Consider the following 17,102-nt stretch of genomic DNA (forward strand, 5'->3'; position numbering starts at 1 on the left):
TTAACGCAATTCCGGACGGAAAACCGCTTCACACTTTTCCTGGAATTGCTCTACCGAAAGTCATCCCATGCAAGCCAAACGCAACGGCGACATATCGTTCTGGTATGCGGATCTGGGCGGGGTTCCCACGCCCCGGCCGCCCTTGCCCGGCGATGTCGAGGCCGATGTCGCGATCGTCGGCGCCGGCTATACCGGGCTGTGGACGGCCTATTATCTGAAGAAGGCCAAACCATCGCTGCGCGTCGTGCTGATCGAGCGCGAGTTTGCCGGCTTCGGCGCTTCGGGCCGCAATGGCGGCTGGCTGTCGGGTGGCTTCTCCTGGTCGCGCGAAAAATATCTCAAGACCTCGACCCGGCAAGGGGTGAGCGCCATGCAGGCGGCCATGGCGGGCTGCGTCGACGAGGTGATCCGGGTGGCGAGCGCGGAAGGCATCGATGCCGATATCCGCCGCGTCGACAATCTGACGGTGGCCACCAACCCGGCGCAGCTCGAACGCGCGCGCGAGGAATGCGAAACGATCCGCGCCTGGGACGTCGATCCGGACCGCGTCGAGATGCTGGATCAAGCGGCGACGCGGGCACGCATCGATGTGCGCAATGTCATGGGCGGCTTCGTCGTCCATGGGCAAGCGCGGGTGCAGCCGGCCAAGCTGGTGCGCGGGCTTGCCGCCGCCGTCGAGCGCCTCGGCGTGCCGATCTACGAACAGACGACGGTGACGGCCATCGCCAAGGGCACAGTGACGACCGACCACGGCACGGTGCGAGCGGAGACCGTCATCCGCGCGACGGAGGGTTTTACCGCAGGCATTCCCGGCGAGGAACGGACCTGGCTGGCGCTCAACAGCGCGCAGATCGTGACCGAGCCGCTGCCGGAGGCGCTTTGGCGCCAGATCGGCTGGGAAGGTCACGAGCTTCTCGGCAACGCCGCCCACGCCTATTGCTATGCCCAGCGTACGCGCGAGGGACGCATCACCATGGGCGGGCGCGGCGTGCCCTATCGCTACGGCTCGCGCACCGACGTCAATGGGCAGACGCAGCAGGCCACGATCGACCAGCTGCATCAGATCCTGACGACGCTGCTGCCGCAGACGGCGAACTGCCGCATCGAGCACGCCTGGTGCGGCGTGCTCGGCGTGCCGCGCGACTGGTGCACGACCGTTGGCCTCGATCCCGCCACCCGTATCGGCTGGGCCGGCGGCTATGTCGGACTTGGCGTGTCGAGCTCCAATCTTTCGGGGCGCACGCTGGCTGACCTGATCCTCGGCCAGCAGACGGAGCTGACGAGGCTGCCCTGGGTCAACCGCAAGGTCAGGCCATGGGAGCCGGAGCCGTTCCGCTGGCTCGGCGTGCATTCGATGTACCAGCTTTATCGCATCGCTGACGGACGCGAAGCCGCCGGGCTTGCGCATACGTCGAGACTGGCCGCGCTCGCCGACAGCATTACGGGTCACTGAAGCGGTTCAGCGTTCGCTGAACCGCTCCAGCAATTTGTCTTTACGCAATTGCGGACGGAAAACCGCTGGACACTTTTCCTGGAATTGCTTTGTTCATGGAGTCCAACTTGATCGACCTTTCGACCTTCCACGATCTCGCCAAGACCGACATCGGCGCGTTCTCACCCAAGCCCACTTCCATCGAGGGAGATCAGGTCGAAGCGGCGCGCTCGCTTTTCCAGTCACCGGACGGCACCGTCGATATCGGTATCTGGGAGTGTACGCCCGGCCGCTTCACCGCCGACCGGTCGGATTCATCGGAAATTTGCCACATCATTTCCGGACGGGTGGAGGTGAGCCGCGCTGACGGCGAGGCGCGTGAACTGGGGCCGGGCGACCTTCTCGTGCTGCCGCGGGGATGGAAGGGCGAATGGCGGATCCGGGAGACCACGCGCAAGCTCTACATGATCCAGTCGGCGGGGTGATCGACGGACGTCAGCGGCGTATCGAAATCAGTGCTCGATCGGCCCCTTGGCCATCACCAGCGCTGTGCCGGCGGTGGTCGGACGCTCGATGACACGCCGTACGCGCGGCGGTTCGTCACCGCTGTGCAGTGCCCGCAGGCGATCGCCGACCATGGCATCGGCATGGGTGATGCGGCCGTTGTGCCTGACATATTCGAGCCAGGTCGGCGTGTGGTAGTGCTCGATCCATATCGTCGGATTTTCGAGATCGCGCGCCAGTGTCCAGTTGCGGGCACCGTCGCGGCGGCGGATGCGGCCGCGTTCGGCCATGGTGGCGAGGAATTCCGCCTCGTCCTCATGGCGGATGATGTACTCGATCATGATGGCGATAGGCCCGCTGCGCGGCTTCAGGTCGAGCGCCAGATGCGGCTCCTTGAAACGGTTGAGCGGGTCGAGGTTCAGCACCTGCTGCTGCGGCAGCGGTAGCACCAGGCCGATGGCGCCGCCGGCGAGCATGGCGATGGCGGCCGCGATCAGCGCCGTCTCGGCGCCATGCGCATCGGCCACGACGCCCCATATCCAGCTGCCCAGCGCGATGCCGCCGAAGGTCGCGGTCTGGTAGACCGACAGCACCCGGCCGACCACCCAGCGTGGCGTCGCCATCTGCACGGTGACGTTGAAGTGCGACAGCGCGATTACCCAGCAGGCGCCGCCGACCAGCAGGCCGAGCGACGTCTGCCAGGCGTGATGGCTGATCGCGGCGTTGAAGGCGCAGACGGCGAAGCCGGCGAAGGCACAGCGCACCATCGTCTCGCTGGAGAGCATTTGCCGCAGCCGCACGCTGATCAGCGCGCCGCCGACGGCACCGATTCCGAACGAGCCAAGCATGATGCCGTAGGTCAAGGCGTCGCCCTTGACGACGTCGCGCGCGACGAGCGGCAAGAGCGCCAGGACAGCGCCGGCGCTGAAGCCGAAGGCGGCACCCCTGACCAGCACCTTGCCGATGTTGGGCGACATGGCGACATAGCGCAGGCCGGCGCCCATGGCAGCACCCAGAGACTCGCGCGGCAAGGTCGATACCGGCACGTCGGGCTTCCAGCGCGCCATCACGACGATAAGGCCGATATAGCTGACCGCGTTCGCCGCGAAGGCGGCCGCGGCGCCGGCGGCCGCGACAATGATGCCGCCGATCGCCGGGCCGACGCTGCGTGTCAGGTTGAACCCCATGGAGTTCAGCGCAACGGCCGCGGGCACCTTGTTGCGGGGAACCATGTCGCCGACGGACGCCTGCCAGGATGGGCTGTTGAGCGCCGTGCCGCTGTCGATCAGGAAGGTGAAGGCAAGCAGCGTCCAGGGCGTGATCAGGCCATACCAGGTGAACACCGTCAGGAGCACCGAGACGACGAGCATGAAGGTCTGCGCGACCAGCATCACCTTGCGGCGGTCGAAGCTGTCGGCGATGGCGCCGGCGACAAGCGCGAACAGCATGATCGGCAAGGTGGTCGAGGCCTGGACCAGGGCGACCTGATAGGGCGAGGTGGCGATCGTGGTCATCATCCAGGCGGCACCGACGCCCTGGATCAGACCACCGAAATTGGAAACGAGACTTGCGGACCAGACGGCTCGGAAAATGCCATGCCGGAAGGGCGCCAGCGCCGAAGCGCCTTCGCTATCCGGTTTCTCGTCAATCATGGATGGGTCCCTGCCACAGCGTGCTGATCCTTGCGGTGATCCGTTTCTCCGCATCGTTTGCCGAAACTATGGCATCGCGCCGCAAAGGGCGAATGCGATGCGAGGAAGATCATGGTCCAACAAGGGGATAGAGGAGGGCCACACCTCCGCATCGCGAAAACCCAAGCCATCGCTCACGGCCGGACGCCGGCCATGGCGCACATGGTCCGCCGGTCGGTCCGGGGTGGTCCGGGGTTTTGCGAGAGGCCCTTGCGGCGAACGCCGCTATAGAGCCCTGCGACTTGCCGGATCATGGACGTCTCGGACGGCCCCCCGTGCATCCCCGCTGGTTGCGTCAGAACCCGTTCTGGATGCGCTCGAAGATGACGTTGGTGAAGGCCGATATCTGGCCGCCGATGAACGGACCCGTGAGCGCCACCACCAGCATGATGGCGACGATCTTCGGCACGAAGGTCAAGGTGATTTCCTGGACCTGCGTCAGCGCCTGGATGAGGGCAATGCCGATGCCGACCGCCATGGCGACCAGCACAACCGGCGCGGAGGCGGTCAGCACCGTCCACACCGCGTACTGGACGATGTCGAGTGCGTCGGCCTCGTTCATGTGGGAGGTTGGCCTAGCTTGCCGGCTTGATCGACACGCCTGCGCCGACGGGGATCTGGGTGCCATCCTGCAGCACTGCGATCAGTCCGCTGCTGGCGAGCGTCACCGAAGACACGATGCCGGTGGTCTTGCCGTCGGCCGACGTGATCGAGCGGCCGATCAGCGCGTCGGCCTGCGACAGCGCCGAGGACTGCATGATCTGGTCGAGCTTGGTGTTGGTCTGCACCGATTGCTCGACCTGCGAGAAGGTGGCGAGCTGGGCGACGTACTGCGTCGAATCCATCGGCTTGGTCGGATCCTGGTTCTTCATCTCGGCGATCAGAAGCTTCAGGAAGGACTGGTAGTCGACCGCTGTCTTCGAGGTCGACGTGGTCGCCGAATTGGCGCCAACCGGTATCGTCGTCGTCATGTCCACGGTCATCAGTAGCGTGCTCCCACGGCCAGCGGGCGCGGTGCGCCCGGAACATCGTCATTGCCGCCAAGCGCGCGGCGTTCGAGAGGATAAAGCGAACGGATCGCCTTCAATGCCTCGTAGATATGATCCTCGCCGACCATGCGGTCGATCTGCTTCAGAGCGCTGCAGATATCAGCGTCCTCGAAACTCGCGATGAGCAGCGGCAATGAGCGGCGGAACATCTCGCGCGCCTCGCCAGCACCGGCCGGGTTGATCAGCATGACCTGAACGATGAAATACAGCTGCCTGAGCGGCGTCGATGCCTGGTCGGCCTGGATCACATGGCTTTCGAGCAGGAACTGCACGTCGTTCATCAGTTCAACGGTGACCTTGCGGTCGACGCGGATGACGGCCCCGTTGATGTAGATCTTCTCGTTGGGCTTCAGCGATATCTTCAGCGTGTTGGTCATTGAATGCCGTCGCGGATGATCTGGGACACTTCGATCAGCCCTTCGAAATTGTTGGTGCGGCCCTGGCGGATGTCCTCCGCCTCGCGCAGCAGCCATAAGCCGATGGAAATCAGGTTGGCGCGCAATTCCTTGGGAAGCGCATTGTCGCTGGAGCCGAGATCCTCGACGAAGGTAGTCCAGACGCGATTGGTGAAATGCAGTGCCTCCACCGCCTCCATCGAATCCTGGCCGGCCACTGCCGCCGCAGCCAGCATGTCGATCGAGCGGGTCAGGAGTTCGCGCTCACGATCCTTGGCATCCGAGACGGAGGTGCTTTGGACGTCGGCATAAGAAAATTGGTACATCGGTGGCTCTACCGTTCCGCTGGGAGTTGTCAGGTCAGGTAATTCAACAGGCTGAGCTGCTGCAGGCGCGCCGTCAGAGCGAAGGACGTCTCGATATGCTGCGTCAGATCGGCGACGCGGGTCGCGGCTTCGGCCGGGTCGACGGCCTCGAGATCGAGGATGTGCCGTTCGAACAGGTCGACCTGCGTCTTCATGCGGTCGCTGGCATCGGAGACACGCTTCTGTACGATGCCGGTTTCGGACTGGACCTGGGCGATGCCGCTCAGCGCCTCGCCGACCAGTGTCTGCGAATGGCTGACGATGCTGTCCTTCGCCGCCTGGCTGATGTTGGTGGACATCAGGCTGGAGACAATGGCGGCGGCCATTGCGAGCTTCTTGATGCCGTCGCTGTTGGCGCTGGTCGAGGTGGCGGTGGTTTCGTTGAGGGCGATGCGGCTGACGATCTGCTGGTCGGTGGCGTTCGACATGTTGGCCTGCCAGCCCGCGCCGAGGAATTGCGGCGTAACATCGTTGGTGATGAAGTCGTCCATCTGGGCGGTGGTGATATTGGCGGCGGCCGGATCATCGGGCGTGAAGCCGAATTTGGCGACGAAGGAGGCATCGAAGGCGGCCTTGGCCGTTGAGCCGGCGGCGGTGAAATCGTTGATCGGCTTGACGTCGGTGTTGGTGCCGGCGAACAGATACTCGCCGTTGACACTGGTGTTGAGGATCGAGGCAAGCTGCTGGATCGTCGTCTGGCCGGTCGATTGGGTCAGGCTGTCGGAGTTGTCGCCCGAAGATGCGGTGGTCAGGCTGGACAGGAAGGTCTGCGCCACGCCGGAGAGCTGGCCGAGCGCGGTCTGGGTCGACGCAAGCCGGGCGGTGACCAGCCCGTTGGAATCGACGATGACGTTCAGCCGGTCGAGGTCGCGCGAAAAGGTGACGGACTGGGCGGTGCGTCCGCCCAATGCCAAGCCGACATCGGCGACCTTGCCGGTCGATGATTCCTTCGTTGCTTTGACGAGGTCGGCCTGCATGCGCATCTGCTGATAGCGCATGGCATTGGAGAGGGCGGCCGAGGAAACTGAGGTCATGGATTATCCCACCGCGTTCAACAGGGCCGTCATCATGTCGTCGACGGTCTTCATCATCCGGGCTGATGCCTGGTAGGTGTGTTCGAGGTCGAGCAGCAGCGACATTTCCTGGTCGACATTGACGCCGGTCGCATTGGACAGCGCCTCGGAGCTGCGCTGCGCCAGTGCCTCCTTCGCGTCGGCGGCGGTCGAAGCCTGTTGGCGCATGCCCTGGAGCCAGCCGATCGAATTGGCGGCGTAGTCGGAAACGCTGGAGGTCGCCGAAATGCCGGCGGCGGGATCGAACGTCATCGGCTGGTCGAGCCGATCGCCATAGGCGACCAGAAGGCTGGAATAGGAGGCGCCGCCGCTGGTGTTGGAGACGTAGGCCGCGCCGTTGGCGCCGCCGTCGCGCAGCAAGGTCGGATTGCCGCCGGTGCTCGGATCCATCGCCGTATTGATGCTGATCGTGGAAGCCAGGCCATTGACCAGAGTGCCTGCGGCGGGCACCGCCGGCGCGCCGGACCAGGTGAACAGGCCGGCGGCATTGGGCATCGATGTGGCGGTCTCTGCAAAGGCCGTGATCAGGCCGCGCGCGGTCTCGTCGAGCTGGCTCTGCATGGTCGAGGCGACGCCGTCGCGCAATTGCAGCAGGCCCGCAAGCTTGCCGCTGGCGCTGGTGTTGCCGCCGGCTCCCGCGGAGACCGGCACGTTGTCGATATAGACGGTGTTGCCGGCGGCTCCGGCGGCATAGCCGGCCGACGGGGTGAAGCTCACCGTGCGCGGTATGGTCTCGAACAGCGTGGTGCCATCACCCGTCGTGATGACCATGTCGTTGTCGCCGCGCGTGAAGGTCGATACCGGAACATAGTCCGCGATCTTTTTCAGCAGCGCGTCGCGCTGGTCGAGCGCGTCGGAAACATCGGTGCCGGAACGGGTCCCGGAAATAACCGCCTGGTTGGCGTCCTGGAACTGGCTGAGCAGCGAATTGAGGTCCTTGACCGCCGTGTCGATCTGGCTGTCGGTCTGGGTGCGGAAACTCTGAATGGCCTGGGAGCCTTCATTCAGGGAGCGCACGACCTGCTTGGCCGCGTCGATGACGCTGGAGCCGAGATTCTGGTTGGACGGCGAGGTGGCGTAGAGTTGCAGCGCCTGCTGCAGATTGGCGATGGCGGTCGAGGGCGAGGAGGCGTTGTCGACGCCGTTGACCGAAACGTCCAGCTGATCCATGCCGCTGTAGAGCGCGTTCTGGCCGCTATACGCCGACAAGGCGCTGAGATTTTGCCTAAAGAGCAGGTCGTTGGTTACGCGCTGGATATCAACCGAACGCGCGCCGGGCGCCGTGCTGGTGACGACGGCGATGCGGCGCGTGTAGTCTGGATTGGAGGCGTCTGCGACGTTGCGCGAGACAACGCTGGTCTGCCGCGCGGTGTTCATAAGCGCCGATTGGGCGATGCTCAATGCGGAAGATAACGACATGCTGGTCTTTCACGGGCCACGCCCGGTTTATCTCTTCAGGTTGACAAGGACGTCCATCAGGTCGGAACCGGTCTGGAAGACTTTCGAATTGGCGGTGTAGCTGCGCTGCGCCGCGATCATGTCGGTCAGCTCTTCGGCGATGTCGACGTTGGAATTCTCGAGCGCGCCGGAGATGATCGAGCCCAGCTTGCCTTCATTGGCAAAGCCGACGCGGACCGCGCCGGATTCGGTGCCCTGCGCGTAGACGTTGCCGGGGAGGGCCTTGAGCTGGTCGGGGCTCTGCACATCGGCCAGCGGAATCTTGTAGAGCGCCTTGGTGGAGCCATCCTTGTACTGGGCGTAGATGGTGCCGTCCTTGCCGATCTGGACCTTGTCGATGGTGCTTGGCGCGTTGCCGTTGACCTTCGCGTCGGAAACCGTGAAGCCGGTGCCGAGCTGGGTCATCGCCGATAGGTCGAGATTGAGGCTGGCGCCGCCCGGTACGGTAAAGGTAACGCCCGTGGTGGCGCCGGTGAGCTTGCCGGTGGTGGTGTCGAAGGTCAGGTTGGCTGTGCCGAGCGCGCCACCTGTGTAGGGGAACGATGTTCCCGGCGTCGCCTTGGACTGGTCGAAAACCGCCACCTGCCAGGTGCCGGCGCCGGTGTTGGTGAAATAGACGTCGAGCAGCTTCTTGTTGCCGAGATTGTCGTAGGCGACCATCGAGGATTTCGAAGTGTACTGCGCGCCCGCCGAGTTGGTGGAGGGCAGGTTGGCGGCGACGACCGGGGTCGCGCCGGCCGACAGGTTGCCGGTGTAGTTGCCCTCGGTGCTCGGCGTTGCGGTCATTCCCTGGTCGGAGATGACAACCGGGACCAGTCCTTCGAAGCCGTTCACCGTCGCCGCCGGGACGCCGTTTTCGTAGCTGTAGGCCATAAGCTGGAAGCCGGCCGCGTTGACCAGCCTGCCCTGTGCATCGGGAACGAAAGCGCCGGCGCGGGTCAGGAAAGGCGTGCCGCTCGGGTCCTGGACGACAAAGAAGCCGTCGCCGCTGACGGCAAGGTCGGAAACCGATGTCGTGTATTGAAGTACGCCCGGATCGCTGACCGACTGCCGGATCGTCGTGGTGATGCCGCCGGAATTATAGGCGCCTCCCGTCGACGGCATGATCAGCGTCGAAAATTCGGTGGAGGATCGCTTGTAGCCGTTGGTGTCGGAGTTGGCGATGTTGTCGGCTGTCGTCGACAGGCGGTTTGCCTGGGCGTTCATGCCGGAAACGCCGGTCCGCATCATTCCGTAGAGGCTCATCGAGATGTCTCCGCAATATCCATGCCACTGGCAGCGAGGCTACGCGCCCTGTCTTGCGCGAGGCTGGCGCGGCACGGCATCAGAACACGAGCCGGTAGCCGAGGAAGCGCTTGGAATCGATCGGGTCGGTGCCCAGCTTCTCGCGCAGCTTCTTGCGCAATTTGCTGATGTGGCTTTCGACAACGTTCTCCTCGACCTCTTCGTCGAAGATGCCGTAGATGGCGTTGAAGACCTGGGTCTTGGTGACGCGGCGGCCGCGGTTGCTCGCCAGATATTCGAGGATGCGGCGTTCGCGTCGCGGCAGGGGCAACGGTTGGCCGTCGATCTCGGGATCGCGGCCGTCCATGAAGATGCGCATGGCGCCGATCTCGGTGTAGGCGACATCCTCATGGGCGCGACGGCGGATGGCGGTGATACGGGCCAGGATCTCTCTGATATGGACGGGCTTGCGGATGACGTCGTCGACGCCGCTCTCGAACAACCGCAGCGTGTTCTCCAGCGAATGCTGCTCGCTGAGCGCAATGACAGGAGCGCCGGTGCGGTCGCGGATCTGGCGCGGCGAGATGGCGCCTTCGCGGCAGTCGCCGATCAGGAAGGCCCGCACCGAACGCAGGTCGGTATCGGCGGCCGAGTTCACCCATTCGCCGAATTCGCCGGGCGCGAAGCCCGCGCAGGCGACGCCCTCGCGATCAAAAAGTGAATTGTATCCCTCAGTCACGAGCTCTCGCTCGTCAACGATCACGATCATCGGCCCCGCCTTCCGAATCAGCACATCTGCCCCGTGGGGAAAGGCGTAACCGCTGGTGGGAATCGTGAACAACCATCATTTCTTGTAACTAGTTTCTTGGGAGTCTGGAATCGTACCGGTTGCATTAGCGTGCAGCCAGATATGCTTGCGGCGGGAAGTTCCGGGCAAGTCAAAACGGCAAGCCCAAAGCAGTGGAATCGGTACATTAGAACCAGAGAATGCGCTCACTGGTTGCAGAAGGCGCGGGCGTTGGTTGTCCATCTGCCAAAGCCGGTGGCGACCATGTTGGCGATCACCCGGCAGACATAGACCTTCTGCGCCGGGTCGTTGTCCGGGCCGGCATGATAACGGGCGACGGCCATCGACCAGGTTTCGTGGCGGGCATGGAGACTGGCCAGGAAACGCGCCGCGTAGTCGACGTTCTGGCGCGGGTCCAGCATGTCCTCGACGCTGCGGAAATGCGAGGCGTGGTAGTGGTGGTTGATCTGCATGCAGCCGAGATCGATCAGTGTCTTGCCCTCGCGCTGCGCGTTGGCGAAGGTGGCAAGGGCCTCGGTCCGACTCCTTGGGAAGACCGCTTTTCCTTCTATATTCAATGCATTAGGCTGAAGGCTCCCTTTCTTTCCCGTCTCGGTCAGGCCGACGGCATAGAGGATGCCGGCGGGCACGCCGTAGCGGTCGGCGGCGCGCAGGATCTCGGGCTCGCAGGGATTGGTGGCGGCGAGGGCGGCGTTCGCGAGGCTAGATAAATATATCGCCGCCAGCGCGCTCGCGAGATGGCGAAGCGGCGCGGCCGTAATCCTGCGCGTCATCATGGTTACCCCTTGCGGACTGCTGGCCCGGTTGCTGGCCGCCGGCTCCACTGTTGCCACCGCCAGAGTTTCCAGGCTGGAAGGAGGACTGGTCGCGGCCAGGCGCCGCGGCGGGCGAGGCGGTTGCATCCGCCCGGGTTGTAGCCGGAACGGCCACCGACGGTTGCATGATGGTGACCTTGTCAACCTCGAAGCCCAGCCCGCGCAGCGACTTGACGATCGCCTCGCTGTCGCTGGAAAGCCGGCGGTAGGCATCGTGCGTTTCGGGCTTCAGTTCAATCGAGAGTTGTTCTCTGGAGAGGCGAAGATGGGCGGTGACCATGCCCAGTTCGGCCGGGTGAAGTTCGATCTTCAACACATGTGTCGGAACGGCAACAGAGCCGGTCGTCTGGGTGGCCGCGGAGGTCGTTGAAAACGCCTGCCGCGGGCCACCATCTGCCGCTACGGCGTTGATTATGCTGAGCGCCGCCTGGCTCATGGGAGCTTGAGGCGGGGCAGGGAAGCTGCGCTCGGAGACCACGTCGATGCGCGCCGATGCCGGGAGCTGTTTTCCTGGCTCCAGCCGCAACGAGGACTGGACGTCGGCGATGGATTTCATCTGTGGCGCCGCCTGCTTCGACCCGGCGCCAGGCACCTCGGCGGCCGTCGTCTCGGGTAGCGGGCCGGGAGCGATTGCATTGTCATGCCGCGATACGCCAGCTGCGGCGTCGCGGACGGACTGGCCGTCGAGCTTTGTCAGCGGTCCGTCGACGAGCGATGCCCGCTCCGACTTCGTCATCGGTTCGAGGTCGTCATGCCCGGCGGAGGTCGCCCGATAGGCCTTGGGCAAGATCTGCCCGTCGAGCGCCGATTCCTGTCCGGCCTGGCCCGCGTCGGCCGACTTGGCCGATGTCGAGAAATGGCGCAGGTCATGAAACGCCATCAGCAAAGGCAGATGGTCGTCGAGCGGCGTTGCGCCGGCGTCGGTCGTCGGCGTTTCGGTGTCGGCGTCCTTGTCCGCCTCGACTTCCTTGCCGTCCTTCATGGATTTCGCAGCCGTCAATCCGGTCGCTGCGGTCCTCGCCTTGCCAGCCGGCATCGGTTCGTCCTCGCCGGTTTGCGCCGCAAGGCCGGCGGCAAGCTTGCTCCAGCGTGGATCGCGTGCCCCGGACTCGGTCGTCGGCTGCTTTTCCGCCTGGCTTGCGCCGCGATGCACCATCCTGCCGAAACCAGCATCATCCTTCTTTCCGGGCACAGCTGGCTGCTCCGTGCGCGTGGCGGTAAATCCTGGCAGGGCCGGGCCGAGGCTGGGGGTCATTTCGGAGCGGCTCCAAGCATCTGGTCGATAAGGTCGAGCTGTCGGCGGGTTTTCATCATGGCGGCGTCGGTCGGGTCGGTCGTGTCGGGACCGGCAGTGTTTGCCGGCGCCGATGCCGGCAGGACCGTCGCCGAGTCGGCCGGAGGCGTTGGCGCGCTCGGTGCGGCCGCTGCCGTGCCGCCGGATGGCGCAACGGCAGGCTGTTCGGAGACCGCACCCTCGACGGGCGGCAATCCGGCCTCGTCGGCGGCCTGCGTGGCGGTAACCTCGGTCTCGGACCGCGGTGCAACGGTTGCTGGTGCCGCATTTGCTGCCGGAAGGGAAGCAGGCGGCGCCACCACCTCACCGGCGATGGCTTGGGCGGCGTCGAGCAGGGCACGGTCACCGTCCGACAGCCTGCTGCGGTCGATCTTGCCAAGCTTGGTGCGAACGTCCTCGATCGTGCCCGACGTCACCGTGGACAGGCTGGAGTAGAGCTGGGCGCGCGGATCGCCCTGATTGGTGTTGCCGTCGCGGCCCTGTTCGGCCCGCGCCGAGGCGAAGGCCGACAACTCGCTGAGGCCGTCGATCGCGGCACGGCGGGCAATGCGCAGATAAATGACCTTCTCGCGCTCGGGATCCATCATCGAGGTGATATCGGCCAACTTGTCCTGGCTGATCGACATGTGCAGCGCGATGACGCCGGAAACGAAGGAATCGGCGAACTGGCTGGCATAGGGCGAATAGAGATAGCGCTCGACATACTGGGTGGACGTAAGCGCGAACCGCACGGCATCGCCCTGGGCCACGGCGATGCCGACCGAGCGCCGCAAGGCGGCTTCCTCGACGAGGGTGCCGGGGCTGAGCAGCTTGGCCTCGTCGAGCAGCGTGAGCGCCGCCGCCGGGTCGTCCGTCGCCATCAGCGATCCTTTGACCAGCGCAAGAAAGGCCCCGAGGTCGCTTGGCAATGTCATGGGGTCGATTGGCTTCAGGACTTCAATGGCGCCGGCGGGCCGGCCAACCAGATAGTTGATGATGCCCTTGGCAATCGAGAGATCCTGGGCATCCACCGGGTTGGCGCGGGAGACCGCCGCCTCGACGGTAGATGGATTGCCGCCGCTCATGCCGTAGACCAGCAGCGCACGAAAGTTCCTGGGATCCTTGAAGTCGTCTGCGTCCGCTGCGCGCAGGCGCGCGTCGGTCATCTGCAGCAGCTTGGCCTGCATTGGCATCGCGGCGTGATCGCCGGCGGCGATCCGATCCTGGATAAGCTGCAGCGAGCGCACCAGCTGGTAAGGCTGCAGCGTGTCCTGGGCAAAGCCGGCCGACGGATATCCAGCGGCCAGCAGCAACAGGCCCATCAGCCGGCTGGTGATGGCCGCGCGCTTCATCCGCCGGTCGCCATCAGGATCTCGATGCGGCGGTTGACCGCCGACATGGGGTCGGCGGGATCCTTCGGCTGGCGGTCGGCGAAGCCGGCGACCTCGGTGATACGGCGTTCGTCGACGCCGCCGCGCACGAGCATGTAGTAGGCCGAATGAGCGCGCGCCGTCGACAACCGCCAATTGTCATAGCTGGCGCTGCGGAAGGGGCGCGCATCGGTGTGGCCGTTGATGCTGATGGTGCCCTTCTGGCCGTTGACGATGCGACCGATCTTTTCCATTGCCAGCACCAGTTCGCGGCTCGGCACAGCCGATCCGACTTCGAACATGCCGAAGTCGAGCTGATCGGTGATCGAGATGACGACGCCCTTGTCGGTGGCCTCGACCGAGACGCCATCATGAAGCTTGTCGCCGGGCTTGAAAGCATCAGCCAGCTGCTGCTTGACGTCGGCGGCCGCCTTCAGCGCGGCGGCGGTGGGTGCCTTTTCCGCGGTCTCGGGCTTTGCAGCCTCTTGCTTCTCGACGGTTGCATCCGGCCGGGGCGCATCGGCCGCCTTGGCATCCGTGACCTTGCCATCCGCTGCCTCGGCATCGCTGGCTTTGGTTTCGCCGACCCTGGCCATAGCCGTGGCAACCTCCTTGCCATCCTTCGCCAGAGGCTCGAGCGGCGCGTCCTCGACCGGCGGGGCGGGCGGCACGGCCTTGACCTTGGCAACTTGCGTCTCGGCGGCCTTGTCGCCCGGCTTGAGGGGATCGCCCTCGATCTTGGCGCGCTGCGCACTCGCCTCGGCGGCGGGCGTGGCCACCTGCTGCGACCAGAAATCGGGTTCGAAGGGATCGCGGTAGGATGCGCCGCCCGAGGCGCCCGTCGCGGGACCGGCGCTCTGCGCGCCGCCATCACCCTTCTGGCTGACATTCTGCATGACGCCGGTGTCGGTGGCGATTTCCGAGAGCACGGCGTAAGGGTCGGCGAAGAGATGATCGTCTGACTGTTGCGGCTGCTGTGGCTCCTGCTTTTCCTGCTTGCGGTCGGATGAACCAGCCTCGCCATTGCCGCCCTGACCAGCCTTGGCTGTGGTCTTTTGCGGGTTTTGGGCAGTCGTGCCAATCGCGCTTGGCCCGTCGCCAAGGTCTTCCAGGCCCTTGCGGCTTGAATTGCGGTCGACCAGCTTGACGGGGTTGAAGTAACTGGCGACGGCCGCCTTGGTCTGTTCGTTGGCGGCGTTGATCAGCCACATGACCAGGAAGAAGCACATCATGGCGGTCATGAAGTCGGCGAAGGCGATCTTCCAGACGCCGCCGTGATGGCCTTCGTCGTGGTCACCATGGGCATGCCGCACGATGATGATCTCGTGCCTGCCGTGATCGGCCTCGGCGACACTCATGACAAGACCTCGGAAAGGGTTGCCGACCATTCGGCCATGCGTGTCTCGAACACGGCCTCGTCAATGGTCACCGTCAGGTCGAAGCCGGGCGCCTCGATGAAGTCGAGATTAGCAGCGCGTGGTCCAAGCGATGCCTTCAGCGTTTCGAACAGCGACAGCGGCCCGCGGACGGCGATGCGCACCGCTTCGCCATCGCCGACCGCTTCACGAACCGCGCCGGCAAGTGCTTCAAGCGAGCGCTTCTGCAGATCGTCGCTGACGACACCGCCGATGATGCGGGCGACCGTGGCGGCGACAAGATCCGTCACGCGCGCCTCCATGGCATCGATGCGTGTCGAAACGGCGTTGCCGACGTCGCCGCCGAAGCTTTCGAGAAAGATCCGTGCTTCCTCGGCATTGGCCTGGCGTTCCGCTTCCAGCGCCGCGTCATGGGCAGATACAAGGCGTTGCGCCAGCGTTGCCTCCGCCTGGGCGACCGCCTCGGCGATAAGCGTGCCGATATCGGCCGGCGGTGCGGATGCTTCCGGCTTGTGCTCGGACGTGGCCTGGGGCTGGCTGATGCGCGGCGCGCGCGTGCCGAAATCAGGGAGAAGATCGAAAAGGGCTGCGGAGGCCATGGGTTACGCCGCGACTTCCTGGGCCGCCCATTTGCGCAAGATCTGCGCGGTGCGCTCCTCATTGAGGTCGACCATGCGGGCAAGCCGCTCCTGTGGCGCCGGCCTGATCTTCTGGCGAAGATCGTCGAGCGGGGTAACGCCGGGCCGCGCGCCGGGCAAGGCGCCGATGGCGGCACCCGCATCGGCGGAAGCGGTTGCCTCCGGTGTCGGCAGCGAACGCTGGACTTCATCGAAATTGGGACCCGACAAAGCGGGCGTCGCCTTTGCCGTCAGCGCCGCCGCCATCGGCCGCAGGCCGAAGAAGGCCACAAGGAACACCACCACGATGAAGGCGCCGGCGTTGATCAGCGTGCCTGCGTGCTGGCCGATGGAATCCAGCATTCCAGCCTGTGGGATCGCCTCGCCATCCAGTCCGTCGATGAACTCGACCGCGGAGACGTCAATGACGTCGCCGCGCTTGTCGTCGAAGCCGGTGGCGGAACTTACCATCTTCTGGATCTCGGCGACGCGCTTGGCGATCTGCTCCGGGGTGGCGTCCTTGCCCAGGATCGTCTTCAGCCGGTCCTGGTTGACGACCACGGCGATCGACATCTTGGTGACGGTGTAGCCGTTGGAGACGGTGGCGATCTTCTTGGAGTTGATCTCGTAGTTGGTGATCTCTTCCTTGCGGTCGTTGGCCGAGGAGGTCTGCGGACCCTCGGTGCTGGTCGCCTGGGTCTCCGGCAGGTTCTGTTCGACGCTGGCCGGGGTGGAGGCCTGCTTCTGGTTGCTGTTCTCATTGGCGCGCACCGACTGCACCGAGCGTTCGACGCGCGACTCCGGATCAAAGATCGTCTCTTCGGTCTGGCGGGTGTCGGTGTTGACATCGGCCTTGACGCTGGCGCGGAAATTGTCGGGCCCGAGATAGGGGGTGAGCGCGCGGCGGATGTTGTCGCCGATCTGCGCCTCCACGGTCTGCTCGACGCCCAGCGTGCGGGCCGCGCTGGTGTTGGAGGGATCATCGCCGGCGGCCAGCAGGTTGCCGTTCGAATCGAGCACCGTCACCTTGTCGGCCGAAAGGCCTGGGACGGCGGCGGCAACGAGATGGCGGATCGACTGGGCGCTTTTCTCGGCGTCTATGCCGGCGTAGCGGATGACGACCGACGCCGAGGGCTGCTGTTCGTCGCGGCGGAAATTGGCGCGCTCGGACATGACGATGTGGACGCGCGCCGCCTTGATGCCCGATATGGACTGAATGGTGCGGGCGATCTCGCCTTCGAGCGCACGCACGCGGGTGATCTGCTGCATGAACGAGGTGAGGCCCATCGCGCCGACATTATCGAACAACTCGTAGCCGGCATTGGAACTGGTCGGCAGGCCTTTTTCGGCAAGCAGCATGCGTGCCTGCGCCGTGGTGCCGGCAGGCACCAGAACGGAGGTCCCGTCCGAACCGACGTCGAAGCCGATGCCGGCCTCGCCCAGCACCAGGCCGATCTGGTTCACGTCGGAGCGATCGAGCCCGACATAGAGCGTGTCGTAGGCGGGACGGTTGAGGTAGACCGAGGCGATGCCGATAACGCCCATCACCAGAACGGCGATGCCCGCGAGCATGGCGAGGCGCTTCACACCAAAATCGCGGAGATTCGAGATGATGCTCTGGATCTGTTCCGGCACGATAGAGCGACTCCCAG

17 protein-coding genes are annotated in these 17,102 nt (G+C 64.9%); 2 read left to right on the top strand and 15 right to left on the bottom strand.

Annotated elements, in window-relative coordinates; genetic code table 11:
* Positions 1-67 precede the first annotated feature (67 nt).
* Together MesoLj_RS11200 and MesoLj_RS11205 are read left to right on the top strand one after the other, a co-directional pair.
* Positions 68-1,453, top strand: a complete 1,386-nt coding sequence (locus MesoLj_RS11200) for an NAD(P)/FAD-dependent oxidoreductase (RefSeq protein ID WP_202326022.1) — start codon at positions 68-70, stop codon at positions 1,451-1,453.
* 95 nt (positions 1,454-1,548) lie between these two features.
* The gene (locus tag MesoLj_RS11205; RefSeq protein ID WP_202327250.1) at positions 1,549-1,917 is read left to right on the top strand and encodes a cupin domain-containing protein; all 369 of its coding nucleotides are present in this window, start codon (positions 1,549-1,551) and stop codon (positions 1,915-1,917) included.
* A 27-nt stretch (positions 1,918-1,944) separates the two neighbouring features.
* Here the strand turns inward: MesoLj_RS11205 and MesoLj_RS11210 are convergent, their stop codons facing one another.
* The 15 genes from MesoLj_RS11210 to fliF form a co-directional block, all read right to left on the bottom strand.
* Positions 1,945-3,588, bottom strand: a complete 1,644-nt coding sequence (locus MesoLj_RS11210; protein ID WP_202326023.1) for an MFS transporter — start codon at positions 3,586-3,588, stop codon at positions 1,945-1,947.
* A gap of 334 nt (positions 3,589-3,922) precedes the next feature.
* Positions 3,923-4,189, bottom strand: a complete 267-nt coding sequence (fliQ, locus tag MesoLj_RS11215) for a flagellar biosynthesis protein FliQ (protein WP_013893193.1) — start codon at positions 4,187-4,189, stop codon at positions 3,923-3,925.
* A 13-nt stretch (positions 4,190-4,202) separates the two neighbouring features.
* Positions 4,203-4,598, bottom strand: a complete 396-nt coding sequence (flgD, locus tag MesoLj_RS11220; protein WP_181179853.1) for a flagellar hook assembly protein FlgD — start codon at positions 4,596-4,598, stop codon at positions 4,203-4,205.
* A gap of 11 nt (positions 4,599-4,609) precedes the next feature.
* Positions 4,610-5,053, bottom strand: a complete 444-nt coding sequence (gene flbT, locus MesoLj_RS11225; RefSeq protein WP_140771750.1) for a flagellar biosynthesis repressor FlbT — start codon at positions 5,051-5,053, stop codon at positions 4,610-4,612.
* The gene (gene flaF / locus MesoLj_RS11230) at positions 5,050-5,397 is read right to left on the bottom strand and encodes a flagellar biosynthesis regulator FlaF (protein WP_140771748.1); all 348 of its coding nucleotides are present in this window, start codon (positions 5,395-5,397) and stop codon (positions 5,050-5,052) included. The genes flbT and flaF overlap by 4 nt, the downstream gene beginning before the upstream one ends.
* A gap of 29 nt (positions 5,398-5,426) precedes the next feature.
* Positions 5,427-6,470 carry a flagellar hook-associated family protein gene (locus MesoLj_RS11235; RefSeq protein WP_140771746.1) on the bottom strand — a complete coding sequence of 348 codons (1,044 nt, stop codon included), beginning with the start codon at positions 6,468-6,470 and terminating at the stop codon, positions 5,427-5,429.
* A gap of 3 nt (positions 6,471-6,473) precedes the next feature.
* On the bottom strand, positions 6,474-7,928 hold the full coding sequence (gene flgK, locus MesoLj_RS11240) for a flagellar hook-associated protein FlgK (protein ID WP_202326024.1): 1,455 nt from the start codon (positions 7,926-7,928) through the stop codon (positions 6,474-6,476).
* A gap of 27 nt (positions 7,929-7,955) precedes the next feature.
* Complete coding sequence (locus tag MesoLj_RS11245) at positions 7,956-9,212, bottom strand: flagellar hook protein FlgE (protein ID WP_202326025.1); 1,257 nt, start codon at positions 9,210-9,212, stop codon at positions 7,956-7,958.
* A gap of 79 nt (positions 9,213-9,291) precedes the next feature.
* Positions 9,292-9,960 (bottom strand): response regulator transcription factor, encoded by a 669-nt coding sequence (locus MesoLj_RS11250; RefSeq protein ID WP_019860967.1) that lies wholly within the window; start codon positions 9,958-9,960, stop codon positions 9,292-9,294.
* A 224-nt stretch (positions 9,961-10,184) separates the two neighbouring features.
* Positions 10,185-10,772: a transglycosylase SLT domain-containing protein gene (locus tag MesoLj_RS11255; RefSeq protein ID WP_056578273.1), complete on the bottom strand. Its 588-nt coding sequence runs from the start codon at positions 10,770-10,772 to the stop codon at positions 10,185-10,187.
* Positions 10,702-12,069, bottom strand: coding sequence for a flagellar hook-length control protein FliK (gene fliK, locus MesoLj_RS11260; RefSeq protein ID WP_202326026.1), 1,368 nt, complete (start codon positions 12,067-12,069; stop codon positions 10,702-10,704). The genes MesoLj_RS11255 and fliK overlap by 71 nt, the downstream gene beginning before the upstream one ends.
* Positions 12,066-13,439: a chemotaxis protein MotC gene (locus tag MesoLj_RS11265; protein ID WP_202326027.1), complete on the bottom strand. Its 1,374-nt coding sequence runs from the start codon at positions 13,437-13,439 to the stop codon at positions 12,066-12,068. The genes fliK and MesoLj_RS11265 overlap by 4 nt, the downstream gene beginning before the upstream one ends.
* A complete protein-coding gene (locus MesoLj_RS11270) occupies positions 13,436-14,815 on the bottom strand; it encodes a MotB family protein (RefSeq protein ID WP_202326028.1) in 1,380 nt (459 codons plus the stop codon). Before MesoLj_RS11270 ends, MesoLj_RS11265 begins: the two co-directional genes overlap by 4 nt.
* The gene (locus MesoLj_RS11275) at positions 14,812-15,432 is read right to left on the bottom strand and encodes a hypothetical protein (protein ID WP_202326029.1); all 621 of its coding nucleotides are present in this window, start codon (positions 15,430-15,432) and stop codon (positions 14,812-14,814) included. The genes MesoLj_RS11270 and MesoLj_RS11275 overlap by 4 nt, the downstream gene beginning before the upstream one ends.
* A gap of 3 nt (positions 15,433-15,435) precedes the next feature.
* Positions 15,436-17,085 (bottom strand): flagellar basal-body MS-ring/collar protein FliF, encoded by a 1,650-nt coding sequence (fliF, locus tag MesoLj_RS11280; RefSeq protein WP_140771733.1) that lies wholly within the window; start codon positions 17,083-17,085, stop codon positions 15,436-15,438.
* Between the last annotated feature and the right edge of the window lie 17 nt (positions 17,086-17,102).

The organism is Mesorhizobium sp. 113-3-9 (assembly GCF_016756515.1).
Classification (GTDB): Bacteria; Pseudomonadota; Alphaproteobacteria; order Rhizobiales; family Rhizobiaceae; genus Mesorhizobium.

Bases quoted from the DNA above. Each gene is read 5' to 3' on its own strand.
- MesoLj_RS11200 (WP_202326022.1), top strand. From the start codon at position 68: ATGCAAGCCAAACGCAACGGCGACATATCGTTCTGGTATGCGGATCTG.
- MesoLj_RS11205 (WP_202327250.1), top strand. From the start codon at position 1,549: ATGGAGTCCAACTTGATCGACCTTTCGACCTTCCACGATCTCGCCAAG.
- MesoLj_RS11210 (WP_202326023.1), bottom strand. From the start codon at position 3,588: ATGATTGACGAGAAACCGGATAGCGAAGGCGCTTCGGCGCTGGCGCCC.
- fliQ (WP_013893193.1), bottom strand. From the start codon at position 4,189: ATGAACGAGGCCGACGCACTCGACATCGTCCAGTACGCGGTGTGGACG.
- flgD (WP_181179853.1), bottom strand. From the start codon at position 4,598: ATGACGACGACGATACCGGTTGGCGCCAATTCGGCGACCACGTCGACC.
- flbT (WP_140771750.1), bottom strand. From the start codon at position 5,053: ATGACCAACACGCTGAAGATATCGCTGAAGCCCAACGAGAAGATCTAC.
- flaF (WP_140771748.1), bottom strand. From the start codon at position 5,397: ATGTACCAATTTTCTTATGCCGACGTCCAAAGCACCTCCGTCTCGGAT.
- MesoLj_RS11235 (WP_140771746.1), bottom strand. From the start codon at position 6,470: ATGACCTCAGTTTCCTCGGCCGCCCTCTCCAATGCCATGCGCTATCAG.
- flgK (WP_202326024.1), bottom strand. From the start codon at position 7,928: ATGTCGTTATCTTCCGCATTGAGCATCGCCCAATCGGCGCTTATGAAC.
- MesoLj_RS11245 (WP_202326025.1), bottom strand. From the start codon at position 9,212: ATGAGCCTCTACGGAATGATGCGGACCGGCGTTTCCGGCATGAACGCC.
- MesoLj_RS11250 (WP_019860967.1), bottom strand. From the start codon at position 9,960: ATGATCGTGATCGTTGACGAGCGAGAGCTCGTGACTGAGGGATACAAT.
- MesoLj_RS11255 (WP_056578273.1), bottom strand. From the start codon at position 10,772: ATGACGCGCAGGATTACGGCCGCGCCGCTTCGCCATCTCGCGAGCGCG.
- fliK (WP_202326026.1), bottom strand. From the start codon at position 12,069: ATGACCCCCAGCCTCGGCCCGGCCCTGCCAGGATTTACCGCCACGCGC.
- MesoLj_RS11265 (WP_202326027.1), bottom strand. From the start codon at position 13,439: ATGAAGCGCGCGGCCATCACCAGCCGGCTGATGGGCCTGTTGCTGCTG.
- MesoLj_RS11270 (WP_202326028.1), bottom strand. From the start codon at position 14,815: ATGAGTGTCGCCGAGGCCGATCACGGCAGGCACGAGATCATCATCGTG.
- MesoLj_RS11275 (WP_202326029.1), bottom strand. From the start codon at position 15,432: ATGGCCTCCGCAGCCCTTTTCGATCTTCTCCCTGATTTCGGCACGCGC.